The sequence below is a fragment of the candidate division WOR-3 bacterium genome (assembly GCA_016867815.1).
Lineage (GTDB): Bacteria > Hydrothermota > Tepidihabitantia > Tepidihabitantales > Tepidihabitantaceae > UBA2258.
This window is the reverse complement of the sequence record VGIR01000004.1, coordinates 44,852-64,830: the sequence shown is the minus strand read 5'-3', so window position 1 is coordinate 64,830 and position 19,979 is coordinate 44,852. Positions and strand designations below refer to the sequence as shown.

The window sequence follows — 19,979 nt, the reverse complement described above, 5'->3', positions numbered from 1 at the left end:
AGGCTGCTACTCCGGGGCGGGACGTACGTCGTCCCGCCCCTTCGCTTCTCTCGTCACCCCGCCTGTAGCTGCAACATGAAAGGGAGGAGGGACAGCCCTGGCGCCGGGCGGCCGAATCCCGTCTGACTCAGTCCGCTTCGTGTTTCAGTGTCAAGCCTATCGGCATCACTTGACGTTCTTACAAGTTATGGTAGAATCATATGGTGCTGAAGTATCCGTGGGCACGGACTTCTGTTGGCCAGCGGGCGTTGCCGCCACGCTGGAGGTGTGATTCTCTCCGTCCAAGCCACAACCGTCATCGTTTCCCCCGTAGGGAGGTAATCACATGAAGAACGCTGTTTGCGCCCGTTGGCTCATGCTGCTTGGTGCGGTTCTCTTCAGCCCTGTCCTGGCCCAGACCCTGCCGAACTCCAACCGGCAGAGTTCGGCCGTGGGGCAACGTGGCTCGGATTCCCCCGAGCTGCATCCGTGTGGCCTGATCCGCGAGGATCCGCGCACGGTTCCGTGGATGGTCCAGGACACGATCGTTCCGAGCGTGCCTCCCCGCCTCGCTGTATCGGTTGACTTGTCCGGTCAGATGCCGCCGGTCGGGAACCAGGGATCCCAGGGTTCGTGTACCGCGTGGGCGGTCGGCTACTACCAGAAGACCCACTACGAATGGATCGAACACCAGTGGGACCTGGGCCAGACCAGCCACCAGTTCAGCCCGAAGTTCATCTACAACCAGATAAACGGCGGCGACGACCTGGGGTCGAGTACGTCCACCGCCTTCTCTCTCATCAATGAGCAGGGCTGCGCGACCATGGCCGACTGCCCTTACAACCAGAACGATTACACATCCTGGCCATCCGAATCGGCCTATTCCCGGGCCATACCGTTCCGCGGCGGCACCGCCCACTGGTTCTGGATGACCGACACCAACGGAATCAAGCAGGCCAAACGGCGGCTCGACAGTGGCTATACAACGGTCATCGGCATCGAGGTCTACTCCAATTTCGACAACGTTCACAACTATGGCTACAAGTACTGCGTGGCCGATACCTACGGCGGCGACCGCGGCAGCCACGCCATAACCATCGTCGGCTACAACGACACCATGACCACGAACGACGGGACCGGCGCCTTCAAGATCATCAATTCCTGGGGCACGGGCTGGGGCCAGTCCGGGTACTGCTGGATGTCGTACGTGGCGGCCCGGCACATAGTACTCTCCCATCAGGTCGGGTACTACCTCGATGACCTCATCGGCTACTCGCCAACCATGCTCGGCCGCGTGAAGATAACCCATGCAGCCCGGGACAAGATCGGCATCCGCCTGGGCGTCGGCCGTCCCTCGTCCCCCAATTGGCAGAAGAACTTCCGTACCTGGCGCTACCCAAGAGTCGACCGCTCGTTCCCGAACAACAACATCGTCTTCGACATGACCGAAGGCGAACCTTACATCACCAACAACACGACCGACACAGTCTTTGTCCGGGCAATTGACGACGTCTCCGATTCCAAGACCGGCACCATCAACTACTTTGCGGCCACGCACCTGGCGTGGAACGCGACCGGCATATCGAGCGACACGCCGGTCAGCATCCCGGACTACAATGTCGGGGTGTATGCCCGGGCCCGAATCATCCGTACGGATGTCGGTGTAACCCAGATCACCGCGCCCACCGGGACCATCGACTCCGGAACTGTCATAGCTCCCAAAGCCCGGGTCAAGAACTTTGGCTCGTCCGGTGCGTCGTTCCCCGTCACGTTCAAGATCGGTTCCTTCTACAACAACACCCAGAATGTCTCCAACCTCGCGCCCGGCGACTCCCTGCTGGTGTCGTTCACGAACTGGACCGCGACGCAACGCGGCACCCACGCTACCCGTTGCTCAACCGCGCTCACCGGCGACCAGAACAAGGCCAACGACACACTGCCTGGCTCCGTCACCGTGCGTGTCACCAATGTCGGTGTCACCGCGATTGTCGCGCCTATCGGCACGGTTGACTCGGGCACGGTCGTCACGCCGCGAGCGCGGGTCAAGAACTACGGCACCGGTTCGGCTACATTCCCTGTGACGTTCAAGGTCGGCTCCTTCTATACCAACACACAGACAGTCACCAACCTCGCGCCGGGTGACTCGGCGCTGGTCTCTTTCACCAACTGGACTGCATTGCAGCGCGGCACCCATACCACCCGTTGCACCACCGCCCTTTCGGGCGACCAGGTCCCCGGCAACGATGCGCTCTCAGGTTCCGTCACGGTACGGGTGACCAACGTCGGCGTGACGGCGATCGTCGCGCCCATCGGCACGGTGGACTCCGGGACAGCCATCACGCCACAGGCTCGGGTGAAGAACCATGGCACCGGTGCAGCGACGTTCCCGGTGTTCTTCAGGATCGGCTCGTTCTACTCCAACACCCAGACGGTCACCAATCTCGCTGCCGGCGATTCGGCGCTGGTCTCTTTCACGAACTGGACCGCAGTGCAGCGCGGCACCCACGCCACCCGCTGCTCCACCGCGCTCACCGGCGACCAGGTCCCGGGCAACGACACGCTCTCCGGCTCGGTGACGGTGCGCGTGGTCAACGTAGGCGTTAGGGCGATTGTCGTGCCGCCCGACACGGTCGACTCCGGCACAACCGTAACCCCGCAGGCCCGGGTGAAGAACTACGGCACGGCAGCGGCGACATTCCCGGTGACTTTCCGCATCGGCTCGTTCTACAACAACACTCAGACCGTTACCGGCCTCGCGGCCGGCGACTCGGCGCTGGTCTCCTTCACCTCCTGGAATGTGCTGCAGCGCGGGACGCACGTTAAACGCTGCTCCACCGGTCTCTCCGGCGACATGGTGCCGGGCAATGATACCCTCTCCGGACTGGTGACAGTGCGCATTCCTGTGGTGATGGACGTCGGCGTTACCGCGATTGTCGCGCCTGTCGGGACGGTGGACTCCGGCGCAGCCATCACCCCGCAGGCCAGGGTCAAGAACTTCGGCAACGTGAGCGCCACTTTCCCGGTGACCTTCCGCATCGGCTCCTTCTACAACAACTCCCAGAATGTCATCAACCTCGCGCCGGGGGACTCGGCCCTGGTGTCATTCACCAGTTGGACCGCGACGCAGCGCGGAACGCACACCACTCGCTGCACGACCGCCCTGACAAGTGACCAGAACCTCGCCAACGACGCACTATCGGGTTCCGTGACGGTCAAGGTGACCAACGTCGGCGTGACCGCGATTGTCTCGCCCACCGGCACCATCGACTCCGGCACTACCGTGACACCGCAGGCTCGCGTGAAGAACTCAGGTACATCCACCGCGACTTTCCCCGTCTACTTCAAGATCGGTTCTTTCTACTCCAACTCGCAGACCGTCACCAACCTCGCGGCTGGTGACTCGGCCCTGGTGTCATTCACGAACTGGACCGCTACGCAGCGCGGCACGCACACCACCCGCTGTTCCACCGCCCTCACCGGCGACCAGGTCCCCGGCAACGATGCGCTTTCCGGTTCCGTGACCGTGCGAGTCACCGATGTCGGGGTGGCCGCAATCCTCGCGCCCACGGGTACCGTCGACTCGGGCACCGTGGTCACCCCGCAGGCCCGGGTGAAGAACTACGGTACGGCAGCGGCCACGTTCCCGGTAACTTTCCGCATCGGCTCGTTCTACACAAACACGCAGACCGTGACGAGTCTTGCCGCCGGCGACTCAGTTCAGGTCAGCTTCACCAACTGGACCGCAGTGCAGCGCGGCACCCACGCTACCCGCTGCTCCACCGCCCTCGCCGGTGACCAACTGCGCAGTAACGACACGCTGCCCGGTACGGTGACGGTGCGGGTGCTCGATGTCGGTGTCAACGCCATCGTCGTCCCCGCCGGTACAATCGATTCCGGCACGACCGTTGCTCCGCAATCCAGGGTCAGGAACTACGGCACGGCAGCGGCAACATTCCCTGTCACCTTCCGGATAGGCTCCTTCTACTCCAATACTCAGACGGTAACCAACCTGGCGGCCGGTGACTCGGCGCTGGTATCGTTCACCAACTGGACCGCAACTCAGCGGGGCACCCACGTCACGCGCTGCTCGACCAACCTCTCGGGCGATCAGAACCACACCAACGACACGCTCGCCGGCTCGGTCACGGTGCGGGTAACTGACGTCGGCGTAACCGCGATTGTCGCACCCACCGGCACGGTCGATTCGGGTGCAGTCGTCACCCCAAAGGCCCGGGTGAAGAACTGCGGCACGGCAGCAGCCACTTTCCCGGTAACGCTGCGTATCGGCACCGGCTACACCAACACCCAGACGGTCACCAGCCTCGCTGCCGGCGACTCGCTCCTGGTCAACTTCATCAACTGGACGGCGGCACCGCGCGGCCTGCTGTCTGTGCGCTGCTCGACCAACCTCTCCGGCGACCAGTACCACACTAACGACACACTGGCGGGCACCGTGATGGTGCGGGTAGCCGATGTCGGTGTGGCCACAATTGTTGCACCCACGGGCACAATCGACTCCGGTACGACCGTCACCCCGCAGGCCCGGGTGAAGAACTACGGCACGGCAGCGGCGACATTCCCGGTGACCTTCCGCATCGGCTCGTTCTACTCCAACACCCAGAATGTCACGAGCCTTGCGGCCGGGGACTCGGCCTCGGTGTCGTTCACAAACTGGACCGCCACGCAGCGTGGCACCCACGCCACCCGCTGCTCCACCGCCCTCACCGGCGACCAGGTCCCCACAAACGACGCGCTGTCCGGTTCCGTGACCGTGCGAGTCACCAATGTCGGGGTGACCGCAATCCTCGCGCCCACGGGCACCGTCGACTCCGGTACGACGGTAACACCCCAGGCCCGCGTCAAGAATTACGGCACGTCCGCCGCCACCTTCCCGGTCACGATGCGCATCGGCACCGGCTACACCAACACCCAGACGGTTACCAGCCTTGCGGCCGGTGACTCACTCCTGGTCAGCTTCACCAACTGGGCTGCTGCGCCGCGCGGCCTCTTGTCCGTGCGCTGCTCGACCGACCTCTCCGGCGACCAGTACCGCGCCAACGACACCCTGGCCGGCACCGTGATGGTGCGCGTAACCAATGTCGGCGTGGCCGCAATCGTCGCGCCCATCGGCACTGTTGACTCCAGCACGTCGGTCACGCCCCAGGCCCGGGTCAGGAACTACGGCACCGGCCCTGCTTCGTTCCCCGTCTTCTTCCGCATCGGCGCCTTCTACTCCAATTCGCAGAACGTCACCGACCTTGCGGCCGGTGACTCAACCCTGGTTTCGTTCGCCGCATGGACCGCAGTACAACGCGGCACGCACATCACGCGCTGCTCCACCGACCTCGCCGGCGACCAGGTGCACAGCAACGACACGCTGTCCGGTTCCGTGAAGGTGCGGGTGACGAATGTCGGGATAACCGCCATCGTCGCACCCACCGGCATCGTGGACTCCGGCACGACCATTGCGCCTCAGGCCAAAGTCAGGAACTACGGCACCGATCCGGCTTCGTTCCCGGCCTTCTTCAAGATCGGTTCCTTCTACTCCAATTCCCAGACCGTGACGAACCTCGCGGCCGGTGATTCGACTGTGGTCTCGTTCAGCAACTGGACCGCCACGCAACGCGGCACGCACACCACGCGCTGCTCCACCGCACTTGCGGGCGACCAGGTACACACTAACGATACGCTGTCCGGGACGGTGAAGGTTCGAGTAACCGATGTCGGTGTAACAGCTATTGTCGCCCCGACCGGCACGGTCGACTCCGGCACGACCGTTGCGCCTCAGGCCAGAGTCAGGAACTACGGCACCGATGCGGTTTCGTTCCCGGCCTTCTTCAAGATCGGTTCGTTCTACAACAACTCCCAGAATGTCAGTAACCTGGCGCCCGGAGACTCCGTGCTGGTATCGCTCACCAACTGGACCGCGACGCAACGCGGCACCCACGCCACTCGCTGCTCCACCGCGCTCGCCGGCGACCAGAACAAAGCCAACGACACGCTGCCGGGGTCCGTTACAGTGCGGGTCACCAACGTTGGCGTCACAACGATTGTCGCGCCTATCGGCACGGTTGACTCGGGCACGGTCGTGACGCCGAGAGCCAGAGTCAGGAACTACGGCACCGGTTCTGTCACCTTTCCGGTCACGTTCAAGATCGGTTCCTTCTACAACAATACCCAGAATGTCTCCAACCTCGCGCCCGGCGACTCCCTGCTGGTGTCGTTCACGAACTGGATCGCGACGCAACGCGGCACCCACGCTACCCGTTGCTCCACCGCGCTGACCGGCGACCAGGACAAGACGAACGACACGCTGGCTGGCTCCGTCACCGTGCGGGTCATCAATGTCGGCATGACCGCGTTGGTCGCGCCGACCGGCACCATCGACTCGGGCACGGTCGTGACACCAAGAGCCAGAGCGCGGAACTACGGCACCGGCGCCGCTACGTTCCCGGTCACGTTCCGGGTCGGCTCCTTCTACTCCAACACCCAGAACGTCACCAATCTGGCTGCCGGCGACTCGGCCCTTGTCTCATTCACGAACTGGACCGCGACGCAACGCGGCACGCACGCAACGCGCTGTTCTACGGCGCTGGTTGGCGACCAGTATCCCGCTAACGACACGCTCTCCGGTTCGGTGACGGTGCGCGTGCTCAATGTCGGTGTTACCGCAATCGTGGCCCCGACCGGTACGCTCGATTCCGGCACGACCGTAACCCCGCAGGCCAAGGTGAGGAACTACGGCACCGGCGCCGCCACATTCCCAACCACCTTCCGCATCGGCTCCTTCTACACCAACACGCAGACGGTCACCAACCTCGCGGCTGGTGACTCGGCGCTGGTCTCGTTCACCAATTGGACCGCGACGCAGCGCGGCACCCACGTCACTCGCTGCTCCACCGACCTCACCAATGACCAGAATCACGCCAACGACACGCTCTCCGGCTCGGTAGCTGTACGTGTCACGAATGTCGGTGTCTTCGCGATCACCGCGCCCGTCGACACCGTCGATTCGGGCACGGTCGTTGCGCCAAAGGCCCGGGTGAGGAACTACGGCACGGCTGCCGCCACTTTCCCGGTCACTTTCCGCATCGGCTCGTTCTACTCCGACTCCCAGACCGTCACGAACCTCGCGGCCGGCGACTCGGCTCAGGTGACCTTCCTTGGTTGGAGCGCGCTGCAGCTTGGCACCCATGTCAAACGCTGCTCGACCGGCCTGGCCAATGACCAGGTGCAGACAAACGATACGCTATCTGGCCTTGTCACTGTCGTGCCTCCGCCCACTTTGGACGTCGGCGTTACCGCGATTGTCGCACCGACCGGGACGCTCGATTCGGGCACCACTGTCACGCCCCAGGCCAGGGTCAGGAACTATGGATCGTCCGCCGCCTCGTTCCCGGTCTACTTCAGTATTGGCTCGTTCTACTCCAACACCCAGACTGTATCGAACCTTGCGGCCGGTGACTCGGTCCTTGTCTCATTCACTAACTGGACCGCGCTGCAGCGCGGCACCCATGCGACTCGCTGTTCCACCGCGCTCGCCGGAGACGAGCACCGCGCCAATGACACGCTCTCCGGCTCGGTGGCGGTACGGGTGACCAATGTCGGCGTGACGGCCATCGTCGCACCGGCCGGCACGGTCGACTCGGGTGCGAGCATCACCCCGAAGGCCCGGGTACGGAATCACGGCAACACCGCCGCGACGTTCCCGATAACCATGTCCATTGGTGCGAACCTGAAGAGTGGCCGGAGCGCCGGCACGTCTGCCGCTACCATCCCGGTCGAGCCGGCCACCGGCAACAAATCCATCAGCGCGAGGATGAACCGTACCGGCGCCGGCTCGAACCCCTCACCGGTATCCCTCTTTCCGAACTACACCAACACCCAGACCGTCACCGACCTTGCGCCCGGCGATTCGATTGAAGTGAACTTCGCAAACTGGACGGCTTCACCGCGCGGCCTGTTGTCCGTGCGCTGCTCCACCGACCTTACGGGCGACCAGGTCGACACCAACGACACACTGTCCGGCGCAGTGACGGTGCGAGTGCTCAACGTCGGCGTTACTGCCATCGTAGCGCCGACCGACACCGTTGATTCCGGCGCGGCGGTCAACCCGCAGGCGCGGGTCAGAAACTACGGGACAGGAGCGACATCTTTCCCGGTCGTCTTCCGCATCGGCGCCTACGCGGATACCCAGAACGTTACCAATCTCGCGGCGGGCGACTCAGCTTCGGTGAGCTTCGCGACGTGGACGGCGACGGCGCGCGGCGACAACGGGGTCCGCTGTTCCACCGCGCTTTCCGGCGACAACAACCGGGCCAACGATACATTGCCGGGTCTGGTGACCGTGCGCGTGCGCGACGTCGCCTGCACCCAACTTCTGGCACCGCGGGACACGGTCGACTCCGGCGCAACTGTTGTGCCGCGGGCCGTGGTCGAGAATCTCGGTACCACCGCGGAGATGTTCAACGTACGGTTCGCGGTCGGCGCCGGCTTCGCTGACACGGTGTCGGTCACGCTGACTGCCGGGCAGACAGACACGCTCGACTTCGCAGCCTGGACCGCCTTCGCACCCGGAACGTTCCCAACCCTGTGCGCCACGACGCTCGCAACCGACATGGACCCGACGAACGACGCAATCCATGACTCGGTCTTCGTCGAGACCTACACCGGCGTGGCCGAACTGCAAGTCCTGCCCAGGGTGCTCGCGCTGGAACGGCCACGGCCTGACCCGATGCGCGGATGTGCTACCATCAGGCTCAGCCTCCCGCGCCGGACCCGAGTGAACGTCACCGTCCGCTCCGTCACCGGCACCCTCGTCCGAACCCTCTCCGGGCCCAAGTCCCTCGCCCCTGGCACCTATACCCTGGCTTGGGACGGACGCGACAACTCGGGCCGGAGCGTGGCTCCGGGCATCTACTTCTGGCGAATGGAGAGCGAAGGCACAGTCCTCACCCGCAAGGCCACTAAGATACACTAGGGCTGTACGGATCTCACGGGCGGGGCGCATTCGCGTCCCGCCCTTCCGGTTCCAGCCGCCCGGACGCCGCCGGGATGTGTCCGAACAGCGACTCAACGTCACCATTGAGAGACAAGTCCCGGACCTCGCTCTTCATTGGTGACGCAACTTGTATGTCTCACTGCCTGGCATTCAAGCTGCAGAACACCCGTCATGCTCTGGAGGCGCAAGAGTCGGTCGCTTGGGCCCGCTCCATTGCTTGACTCCCACCGGCCGGATCACTACTCTCTGGGCGCGAGGAAGCCAGAGTGAACGTCAGGCAGATGCGGCCCGGCAACGGCATCAGGCCGATGAAGCTGCCGCTTGGCGAAATACCGCACCTCGTGCTCGAGCCCACGCTGCGCTGCAATCTCGGCTGCCGCGCCTGCTACAATCGCTTCCGCGCCCCGGACAAGACGCTCGACCAGATCCGCGCCGAGATCGACCTCGGGCTGTCCAAGCGCCGATTGGAGACCATCAGCATCCTCGGTGGCGAGCCCACGCTCCACCCCGACCTGCCCCAGATCATCCGCTACATCAGGAGGCAAAACCTCTACTGCGAAATGCTGACCAACGGGCTTCGTCTGCTCGAACCGGACGGGGACGAGTACTTGGACGCGCTCGTCACCGCCGGGCTGGACCGCATCGCGTTCCACGTTGACTGCGGTCAAACGCATGTCCGCCCCGATCCCGATGCCGACTGCGAGCGGCTGCTCGGCATGGCCGAGTCGCGCCGGCTCTGGGCCGCTCTCGCGGTCACGGTCTACCCCGAGTCGAGCGGCACCATTTCTCAGGTGATGCGCCGCTGGTCGCGCTTCCGCTTCTTTGACGGTGTGCTCGTGACGCTTCCGCGCGACGCGGGTCGCAGCCCCACCCATGGCCACGGCTTCGGCTCTGAGATGCTGACCGAGTACCGCACCATCGCACAAGACCTCAAGGTAGAGCCGGTCACCTACCTGCCGACCAGCCTCAGCGATGACGACGTGAGCTGGCTCATCTACTTCTACAACATCAACGCCCGCACCGGCGAAACGTTCGGACTCTCGCCCCAGCTCAACCGGCTGCTCCGGTGGGCGTTCCGCGTCATCAACGGCCGCTACGCGTTCGGGATGACCACCCGGCCGGAAAGGGTCTCGTTCTCCTTCTACGGTTCGATTCTCCTCGAACTGCTGCTCCATCCCGGCCGGGTCGGCCGCTTCATCGCCCTGATGCGCGACAGCCGCGGCGCCGGGGACATCCGGCTCCACTACATCGTTCTGCAGGAGCCGCCGACGTTCAATGCCGAAAGGAACGCGGTTCAGATGTGCTACCACTGCCCGGACGCCACCATCCGCAACGGCCGCCTGACCCCGGTGTGCGTGGCCGACCGTATCAGCCCGTTGCCGGGCGCCGGCAGTGCTGCTGTCGACGAACCGCTCCGGACGACCGTCTACTCTCACCTCGGGGAGATGTAGCATCCGCCGGGGCCTGCTGCTCGCCGTCTACATCGTCCTTTTCTGGCTCGTGCTGCCCGCGCTGCTCTTGGCAAGCGCGCTCTTTCTCGACCGACGATTGGGCTGGCACATCGCCTTCACATGGTTCTGGACCGTCGTAGGCGGACTCATCGTCGTCAGCTCGGGTCTGATGCTCGGCACCTCGATCGTCCAGTTCCGGCACTTCGGCCGGGCGATGCCGGTCTCGGCCCTCCCGCCCGACCGGCTCATCCAGGCCGGGCTCTACGCGGTCTGGCGCCACCCGATCTACCTCTTCTTCACCCTCTTCTTCGTCGGCGTCGGCCTGCTGGTACGCTCGCTGTCCCTGCTCTTGATCGTCCTGCCTGCCTTTGTCGCGGCCGAGGCCGGCTACATCGCCCTCGAAGAGCGCGCGCTCGACCGCCGCTTCGGGACCGCCTGGCGCAACTACTGCCGGCGCACGCCGCTCCTCGTCCCGCGCCTCGGGTTCATCCTGCTCCCGTTCTTTCGGCTGGTCTGCTGGGTGCTGTTCGACCTCCGCATTCGCGGGAAGGAGAACCTGCCGCTTGCGCCGCCGTTCTTCATCATCGCGGCCCACCGGAACTACCTCGACCCTTCCTTCATCGGCGCCGGCGCCGGGTTCCCGGTCCACTTCATCACCACGTACGAGATGTTCCGCAGTCCCCGGCTCGGCGCGCTATTTCGCAGGTTCCTCTGCATTCCGAAGAAACGCTACCTGAACGATGTGAGCGCCGCTCGCGCGATTGCCGCGCGCCTGAAAGGAGCAGCAGTCGTCGGCGTCTTCCCCGAAGGCGAGCGGTCGTGGAGCGGCCTTACCCAGGCGTGGAAGCCCGAGGTGCTCAACCTCTTCGTCCATTTTCCGGATGTACCGATCGTGCCGGTACGGATCTCGGGCAACTACCTCGCCTGGCCGCGCTGGGGATCGAACCTGCGCCGCGCGCGTGTCGAACTCGCAATCGGCGCGCCGGTGAAGGTGCGCCCCGGAGCCGACACCGGGGCGCTCGAGCGACATCTCCGCTCGCTCATCGAGCCCGACGACTCGGGCCGCCGCTGCCTGAGCCGGAGACTGAACTCAGGACTCACCAAGATTGTATACCGCTGCCCGTCCTGCCGCAGTTTCCGTCCGCTCGCTCTCTCCGGGCCGGCCGGTTTGAACTGCCCTGACTGCGGCCGCTCCTTCACCATCAGCCCGGAGTACTCTATCGGCTGGTCTGAAGCCGACGCGGCATTTGATATGCCGCTGGCCGCGGTCTACGACCGGATTCGCATTAGGGCCGCCGACCTTGCCGGCCCTGAAGGACTCATCGCTGCCGCCGACTCAGCCGAGCTCTGGGAAGAGACCGGCACCGAACTCAAGTCCGTGCTCACCGGCTGGCTGACCCTCGGCCGCCGCTCCCTCGGCATCCAGGGAACGAACGGTGCGCGCATAATCGACCTCGCAGCGGTCCGCTCGGTCACGACCGAAAGTAACCGCAAGCTCCAGCTCTACGACGCCGCAGCCGGCCGGCTCTATCAGCTCACCTTCCCTTCCGAGAGCGTGCTGAAGTGGCAGGACTTCATCGTCGCGATCATGCGCAACGAACTGGGTATCGAACCCAATACGCGCTGAACATGCTCGACTACGGCCGCCCCATCACGACGAACGCGCCGCTCGACCGCTGGTGCCGGCAGAAGAACCGCACCATCACCCGGGTCCAGTTCCGCCTGCTCGACCTCTTCGGCAGCCTGCCCACGACACCGCCCGCTGCCCAGCTCTACGCCCGCTCCGCCCGGCGACTGGTCGGCGCCTACCTCTACTCGCTCAAGGTCGAACTGAACAACTACTGCAACCTCTCCTGCCGCATGTGCTACGTGCCGGCCGGGAAGAAGGAGCTGCCTCGCGACCAGGTAGACCGCCTGCTCGACGACATCAGCGGGTGCGGGGTCAGGGTCGAACTGCTCGGCGGCGAGCCGCTGCTCATGCCCGGCATCGCGGAAATCGTGCGCGCGGCCAAGCATCGGGCCCGCTCGCCGTTCGTGACGCTCTATACCAACGGCACGACCGCCGAACCTGCGCTCTGCCGCGAGCTCGCTGCGGCCGGGCTCGACGCCGGCATCGTTTCACTCATCTCCCACGACCCGGCGACCCACGACGAGTTCACCGGCAGCCCTGGCTCCCATGCGCGCACCGTCGCGGGCATCCGCAACCTGCGCGCCGCCGGCATCCGGGTCTACACCTTCAGCGCGGTCCACAGCCTGAACGCCGCGCACTGCCGCCAGATCGACCGCTTTGCCCGTGGCGCGCTCGACGCCCACGCCATCTTCTACCAATACACACCGCAGATGAAAGACGACCCGCTCCAGGTGCCGGCCCGAACCTGGGCCGACGTCAAGCACTGGGCACTGCTCGAAGAGAACCCGGACCACGCCCGCTTCGTCCGCCGCTTCTACGAGCTGACCGGCAACGCCTGCTCCGGCGGCAACTTCGTCCTGACCGTGAAGGTCGACGGATCGGTCCAGCCCTGCCCGTTCATCGTTGACATCCCGCTCGGCAACATTGCCGAGCAAGACATCTGGACCATCTACCACGGTCGCTTCTCCAACCCGGCCCTCGTCGAGTTCAAGAGCACGCCTGAAGAGTGCGAGCCCTGCGCGTACAAGTCGGCCTGCGCCGGCGGCTGCCGCGCCGGCAACATGGCACTCTACGGCACCTACGCGCGCCGCGACAGCCGGTGTCTCGGCCCGCATCCCGGCCCTTACCGGGGAAGCGAACTGACCGACCGGGCCCCCTCGTTCTTCTGATGCTCTACCAGTTGGAGAAGTGGTACTTCGACTTCCTGACCGAAGCCGGCGACTACTTCTTCGGCTACTTTGCCCAGGTCGCATTCCTCGGCACCCGCACATCCGAACTCGCGCTCCACCTCCGCCGCGCCGGGACCGATGAGCCGGTGAAGTGGTCCGGCCGCCTGCCGGCAGAGGTCAGCGGCGGCGCTACTCCCACCATCGACTTCCCCGCCGGCCGGCTCACGTTCAGCCCGGCCGCCGCATCCGTCGCCGTCAACCTGCCCGACGCCTCAGTCCGGCTTGAGTACACGGCCCGGCCGCTGACCGACCCCGGCCTCGCGATTGCCGCGCGCCGCGGCACTGTGCTCTGGCAACCGGTAATGCTCGGCGCCATGGTCCAGGGTGAGGTTCAACTCCGGGGCAGGACGATTGTCGCCTCGAACGTGCGGGGCTACGACGACTATCTCCGCTCGACCGTACTCCCGCCGTCCGTCCCTGTCCGCACGCTCTTCTGGGGCCGCGCCCATGATTCCTACTGCGATCTGACCTACACCGTTGCATCCGGTCCCGCCGGCGCCTGGCCGCGACTTGTCCTCCGGATCGGCGAGCGCGTGATCGTCGCGACTGATGTTAAGGTCGAGCCGTCCGAGTGGCGGCCTTCGCCGGAACTCGGCATCGCGTGCCCCTCCCGCTATCGCCTGAACGCAACCGGGCCCGGCCTCGGCGTGGAACTCGATGTCGTCCACGAAAGCGCCGCGGTCGAGTCCGAGTTTATCTCCGGGCCGCTTCTGCGCCGCATCACCCGCAACCCGCGCGGGGTCAAGTTCACCGGCCGCGCCGTAGCCCGCATCGAACACTCAGGGACCACGCTCCGCACCGAAGTGCCGCTGTTAGACGAATATGCCCTCTTCGACTGACCCGGCGACGCGGCCGCTCCTCTTCGCCCGGAACGTGGCCAAGTCGTTCGGACGCAACCGCGTTCTTTTGGACGCGAGCCTCAGCCTCGCTCCCGGCGAAATAGCCGGCGTCACCGGCGAGAACGGCTCGGGCAAGAGCACCCTCCTCAACATCATTGTCGGCCGCCTCAGGCCCGACGCCGGCACGGTCGTCATGTCCGGCCGCGTCGGCCATTGCCCGCAGGAGATGCTCGTCTTCGAAACGCTCACCGTGCGCGAGAACTTCCGCTACTTCGCCGCTGCCTACGGCCGCGCCGACTGGCCAAAGCGCATGCAGGTCTTGCTCGGCCAGCTCAAGTTCGAGCGCTACGCCGACACCATGGTCAACCACTTGAGCGGCGGCACCCGCCAGAAACTGAACCTCGCCATCGCCTACCTACATGACCCCGACATCCTCGTCCTCGACGAGCCCTACTCCGGCTTCGACTGGGAGACCTACCTCCACTTCTGGGAACTCACCGCCGAACTGCGGGAGAGAAAGCGGGCCGTGCTCGTGGTGTCGCACTTCGTCCAGGACCGCGCCCGGTTCGACTCGCTCTACCGTATCGTCGCCGGTCGACTCGAACCGGAGGCCACGAGATGAAGCGCGGCTCCTCTGCCCGCCGCTTCGGTACCGCGCTCGCGCTTACCGGACAGGAGCTCGCCCGCAACCGCGTCGCCCTCTTGATGCTCTTCATCATCCCGGCGCTCTTCGACACACTGGTCGTCCTGACCACCAGGACCACCAAGATCGCGTTCAAGCTCGCCTCCATCCCGGGCAACCCGTTCGTTCAGGTCAGCGAGCGCAGCACCAACCTCATCTTCATCGGTACCGCCGCGGTCGGCCTGCTCACCGCGTTCCTCGCGCTCGGCCTTGTCCAGAAGAACGTCGAGACCAACCGTCGGCTCGTCCTCTGCGGCTATCGCCCGCTTGAGCTCATCGCGGCCAAGCTCGCCGTGCTCCTCATTGTTACCATCATCATCGGCGCCTTCGTTGCCGAGCTCCTGCCGCTCTTCTTCGAGCCCGAACGGCTCGTCCTCGTCATCGCCGGCTTTGCCCTGGCCGGGTTCGTCTACGGCTGCTACGGCCTCCTCATCGGCGCCATCTTCCGCCGCGAGCTCGAAGGAGTGCTCTTCATCGCCCTCTTGGCCAACATCGACGCGGCCTGGCTCCAGAACCCGGTCTACTACGCGGGCGCGCAAAACCAGGTCATCATCCGCCGGCTGCCCGCCTTCTACCCGTCGCAGTTGAGCATGACCGCGGCGTTCACCCACCACGGCGTCGGCCAGGCCTTGCTCGGCAGCCTGCTCTACGGCGGCGCCTTCCTCGCCGCGGCGCTGGTGGTCTACTTCCTCCGGATGCGGGTCCGCCGCCCTGGCCCGCGCCGAGCGGACGTCCCGTCCACGCCCAGTTGACGCGCCGCGTCGAACAAGGCACTCACCTCTACCGCATCAAGAGCACGGGCGCCAAGCTCACGCACAAGGCCGTCAAGCTGGATTGACTAGCCCTTGAGTCGATATGGAAGCCACGAGAGAGCGCGCCGTCGACCGGGCCGCAATCGGCGCAGGTGGAGGCAGGCGACGGCCGGGCACGTCGGCCCGGTTTCTCAGTCGGCCGTCTCGTGAGCGATGCCGTGCCGCTTCATGATCCGGTACAGGCTGGCGCGCTCCACGCCGAGCCTCCGCGCTGCCGCGCTAACAACGCCTTCTTCGGCAGCCAGCGCCCCTTCTACGGCCTCGCGCTCGGCCCGGTCCAAGGTAGCCTTCAGTGTTCCGTCATGGCGCACCTGAGTCTCGAGACCAATGAACGCCAGCAGCTCGTCCGGCTCGACCGGGTTAGTCCTGGCCAGCACGGCTACCCGCTCCATCAGGTTGCGCAGCTCGCGCACGTTTCCGGGCCAGTGGTAGTCGCGCAGAACGGCCGGGCATTCCGGGGCAAGAGCCAGCACCCGGTTGTACTGCCGGCAGAACCGTTCGAGGAAGAACGCGGTCAACTGCTCAATGTCTTCCGGGCGCTCGCGCAGCGCCGGGACTTTGATACTCACAACGTTCAGGCGGTGGAAAAGGTCCTCGCGGAAAGAGCCGTCCTTGATAGACGCCGCGAGGTTCTTGTTGGTGGCGGCAAGTACCCGCACGTCCAGCAGGTGCTTTTCGTTCGAGCCCAGCCTCTCGACCTCAGGATGCTCGAGAAAACGAAGCAACTTGGCCTGCGCTGCGAGACTCATGTCGGCGACCTCGTCCAGGAACAGCGTGCCCTTGTCGGCCTCCTGCAGCTTGCCTTTGCGCGCGGCCTCGGCGCCGGTGAACGCGCCCCGCTCGTGCCCGAACAACTCGCTTTCAATCAACTCCTTGGGAATCGCGGCGCAGTTGAGTGCCACAAACGGCTCAGCCTGCCGCGGGCTCTGCAGGTGAATCGCCCGCGCCACCAGCTCTTTGCCCACGCCGGTCTCGCCGGTAATCAGCACCCCAGCCGCGGTCGGCGCGGCCCGGCCTACGAGGTCCTTCACCTGGTCCAGCGCCCCTGAGCTGCCGACCATCCGGAACCGCTCCCCGAGCTCCGCCCGCAGCACGCTCACCTGGCGCCGCAACTGCGAGCATTCCAGCGCCCGGGCAAGCGCAGCTTCCATCCGTTCCTGGTCAACCGGCTTTTCCAGGAAGTCGAAGGCGCCGAGTCTAAGTGCGTCCACCGCGGCGCGGATTGTCCCATGGCCCGACACCATCACCACGGGCAGGTCAGGTGCGGCCAGGCGGATGCGGCGCAGCGTCTCGATGCCATCCATCTCCGGCATGGCCAGGTCCAGCATCACCAGCTGCGGCCGGACCTGGTTCAGCGCCGCCAGCGCGGCCGGGCCCGTGTCGAACACGGTCGCCTCACAGCCGGCCTGTCGCAGCATAGCGGACAGCGCTCTGGCCACCAGCGGTTCGTCATCGACCACGTACACCAGCGGCCGGAGACCCCTGCTGTCTCTCTCTCTCATCTACTCTCCCTTCGCATTCGGCGGCAAGTCACGCTGGATTATATAACTCGGCTGGACACTGTCAAGCCGTCGAACCGCACCGGCCGTGTCCGCCGCCGCTGCCCCGTCAGGCCGATTGGACCGTGACCGCCAACTCGTGCCTGGCGGCCCGGTCATGAATCGGAGCCTCCGCCTCAGGACTCAGCAGCGCCGCGGTCTCAACCAGCCGCCTGAAAAGGGTCACGAACCGTGCCGCCGGTCCGCCGTCAACGATGTCGTGATTGAAGGCCACGGTCACGCACAGGAACTCGCGTCTCGTCAGGACGTTGTCGATGTAGACCGGCCTCTCGGTGATGCCACCGGTGCAGACGCTCAGGTTGCTGTTGGAGCAGTGAATGCCCCAGCCACCACCTTGCCCGAGCATCCCGACGGCGGTCAGACCTACGGTGCCGCCCTGTTGCTTCCAGCGACACGGTTCGGCCTTGTAGTAGCGGTAGACGAGATCGCGCACGAACCGCGGCAGTCGCGCGAACAACCTCGCGCCCCGTCCGTACCCCAGCCCGATGTGATCCTGCCGACCGGTGCGCAGTTCGCGGATTTCCGCGTCGATCTGGCGGAGACTCCGCTTGTCGGCCGCTCGCACAACGTGAACCACGGGGAACGAACCGGCAGCGGTGCGCATCTCAACCATCAGGGCAATATCGACATCATCAAAGATGACCAGCCGATTCCGCCAGTCCCGGTATGCCTGCACCGAGCGGTCGGCAGCCACGGCCCGGCCAAGGCATGCCGCCATGTAGGCAGTCAGCGACGGCCGCTCGCCGGTGCGCTCCCGCTCCGCCTGCAGACGCCTCCGAACCAGCGTGATGTCGAACTCCAGCAACCCGTGGACGAGGCTCATCCGTCGCGCATGCCGCCCGGCGTCGACGACGAGCCGCCTTTGGATTGGGAACGGTACTGCCCGGAAGCGCTCGGATCCAGTTTCTGTCAGTCCCACACTACCTCCTCTGCCTTCTGGTGCACGGAAACTCCCGAGGTGCTTCCTGCGGAGTCCGCGTCTGCCACTGTTCCACACCGCACTGGATTGCATGCCGCATGCCAGTCGGCCAAGGGCCGATATTGCGGGACCTAGCAGATGGACAGAGTGGAATCAGTCACCGTGAAGCGACAGCCTGTCGCCGAGCTGACACGCTATTGACCTTGTGGAAGCAGGCTCGCGATGTCCATTGTGAACGGGAGCGCCGACTTGAATTGAACACCGCTGGAGCAGTAGATCCCTCTCTAGACTATCCAGCAGGGGCCGGCGCTCTGCAGGGAATTGGAAGACGGTGGCCATGCTATCGCAGTGCGGCGAGCGGGAACTGACCTTGGCGCGGATGAGACAGGTTCTTATCATCCTGCGGAGACGGCTCTCTGGCGTATCTGTTTGCGGCCTATGGCTTTGGGCTTGGGGCCGGGAAATGATACCCCCGCCCGGGGGACTGCCCCGGGGATTGCCCCACCGATTGCCCGCGAGGTTAATTCCCTCGTTGCTTCCAGCGCAATCCTCCGGGTAAACCCGGCCGGCGTCCCGCACACAATCTCCCGGGCAACGTCCGGACCAACCGGCTGGTGAACTTCCCTTTTAGCCGGGGAGCTGGCCGGTCGGGTCAGCCCCGAGGTTTGCCTCCTCGTTACGGTGGAGTTCGCTGCCCGGTTTGCCCCGGGTCTTGCAGCCGAGGCTACCTGCGGTGCGATTCACCGGTCAGTCCCAAGGATTGGCCGAGGCACTGCCGGGCTCACCGTCACTCACGTCACCACCGGAGTACCGCCCCAAGTTGTGTTCTAAGTGCAGTATTCGGTCCTGCGCCCGGCTAGTCAAATGGCTTCGCGTGTTGAGGAGAGCGGCGGCTCAGTCGGAGATGCGGTTCTTGAAGCTCAGTTCAATTGCTTTGAGGACAACCCGGCAGCTGGCCGTGGCGCCCGCTATCGCGTCTACGCCGAGCTTGGTGCTGGAGGTTTGCGGCCGGTGAGTCAGCGGCCTGAACCGATGGACTAGCCGTCTATCGGGCACACGCCATACGGCATCACCGGCCGGCCGTTGGGCCACACCCCGCAGTCGATCGGGCCTATCTCCCGGCAAACGTCAGTCGGGCAGCGACCGTACATCTCGTGGAATCCCTCGAAAGTCTGGCACCCGTCCGACATCCGGCCGCACTGCGGACAGGTGAATCTCGGCGAGACCGATACGCCGACGCGACGGAAGTAGCCGTCGAAGTGAACCGCGGACCCGCATTCGATGCAGGTCGAGCCGTCGAGCCGGGAGTAGTTGATACGATCAACCAGTGTCGCCTCGGCGCCCCGGCCTTCATCCTCGAATCTGACCGCCCGGGCGTTGAGCATCGGGAAGTCCAGGTTGACGGCATCGGCAACGTAGTAGAGCGTGGGCGCGGCATCGAGGAACGGCCGGGCCAGGGACGAGCGCGGGACCGCCTCACGTCCCCAGCCGGAACGGCCGATGACCGGCACGAACACCGCGCTGATGAGACAGCCGAGCAGCAGGCCGAGGAGACCTCCCAGGAAGCGCGCCGCAGGCAGCCGGCCCCAGGCCGGGTCCAACCGCAGCGCATGCAGCAGGGCACGCACGCCGAAGATGCCGATGAGGGCCGCGACCCCGAACGCGGCGAAGCCGGCCGGGTACGAGCCGGACATCCGGTGGAGCAGGGAGAAAGCGGCGAATCCCAGTGCCAGCCCGATGACGATTCGGATGAGATCGAAGAGGGCGAAGAACAAGCCTCGCTTCGCCTCGGCATACGTGCTCAGACCGAGGGCGAGAAGTACCAGACCGTCAATCAGGAATCGCATGCGGGATTATAGCACAAGGAGAGAACGAAGT

10 protein-coding genes are annotated in these 19,979 nt (G+C 65.2%); 7 read left to right on the top strand and 3 right to left on the bottom strand.

The genetic code is table 11. The features are described 5' to 3' along the window. Positions 1-325: 325 nt before the first annotated feature. The 7 genes from FJY68_01440 to FJY68_01410 all read left to right on the top strand — a co-directional run bounded on the left by FJY68_01440 (position 326) and on the right by FJY68_01410 (position 15,563). Positions 326-8,959: a hypothetical protein gene (locus FJY68_01440; GenBank protein MBM3330497.1), complete on the top strand. Its 8,634-nt coding sequence runs from the start codon at positions 326-328 to the stop codon at positions 8,957-8,959. Between the two features lie 287 nt (positions 8,960-9,246). Next, on the top strand, positions 9,247-10,431 hold the full coding sequence (locus FJY68_01435) for a radical SAM protein (protein MBM3330496.1): 1,185 nt from the start codon (positions 9,247-9,249) through the stop codon (positions 10,429-10,431). Continuing rightward, positions 10,373-12,058 (top strand): hypothetical protein, encoded by a 1,686-nt coding sequence (locus tag FJY68_01430; protein MBM3330495.1) that lies wholly within the window; start codon positions 10,373-10,375, stop codon positions 12,056-12,058. Before FJY68_01435 ends, FJY68_01430 begins: the two co-directional genes overlap by 59 nt. 2 nt (positions 12,059-12,060) lie before the next feature. After that, positions 12,061-13,230 (top strand): radical SAM protein, encoded by a 1,170-nt coding sequence (locus tag FJY68_01425; GenBank protein MBM3330494.1) that lies wholly within the window; start codon positions 12,061-12,063, stop codon positions 13,228-13,230. Then, positions 13,230-14,129 carry a hypothetical protein gene (locus tag FJY68_01420; GenBank protein MBM3330493.1) on the top strand — a complete coding sequence of 300 codons (900 nt, stop codon included), beginning with the start codon at positions 13,230-13,232 and terminating at the stop codon, positions 14,127-14,129. Before FJY68_01425 ends, FJY68_01420 begins: the two co-directional genes overlap by 1 nt. After that, positions 14,113-14,751, top strand: a complete 639-nt coding sequence (locus FJY68_01415; GenBank protein ID MBM3330492.1) for an ABC transporter ATP-binding protein — start codon at positions 14,113-14,115, stop codon at positions 14,749-14,751. The genes FJY68_01420 and FJY68_01415 overlap by 17 nt, the downstream gene beginning before the upstream one ends. Continuing rightward, positions 14,748-15,563: an ABC transporter permease gene (locus FJY68_01410; protein ID MBM3330491.1), complete on the top strand. Its 816-nt coding sequence runs from the start codon at positions 14,748-14,750 to the stop codon at positions 15,561-15,563. Before FJY68_01415 ends, FJY68_01410 begins: the two co-directional genes overlap by 4 nt. Before the next feature lie 191 nt (positions 15,564-15,754). Here FJY68_01410 and FJY68_01405 read toward each other — a convergent pair whose 3' ends face one another. The 3 genes from FJY68_01405 to FJY68_01395 form a co-directional block, all read right to left on the bottom strand. Further along, on the bottom strand, positions 15,755-17,125 hold the full coding sequence (locus FJY68_01405) for a sigma-54-dependent Fis family transcriptional regulator (GenBank protein MBM3330490.1): 1,371 nt from the start codon (positions 17,123-17,125) through the stop codon (positions 15,755-15,757). A 106-nt stretch (positions 17,126-17,231) separates the two neighbouring features. Further along, complete coding sequence (locus tag FJY68_01400; GenBank protein ID MBM3330489.1) at positions 17,232-18,194, bottom strand: dehydrogenase; 963 nt, start codon at positions 18,192-18,194, stop codon at positions 17,232-17,234. Positions 18,195-19,138: 944 nt separating this feature from the next. After that, entirely contained in the window at positions 19,139-19,948 is an 810-nt protein-coding gene (locus tag FJY68_01395; GenBank protein MBM3330488.1) for a hypothetical protein, read from the bottom strand. Positions 19,949-19,979: the final 31 nt, after the last annotated feature.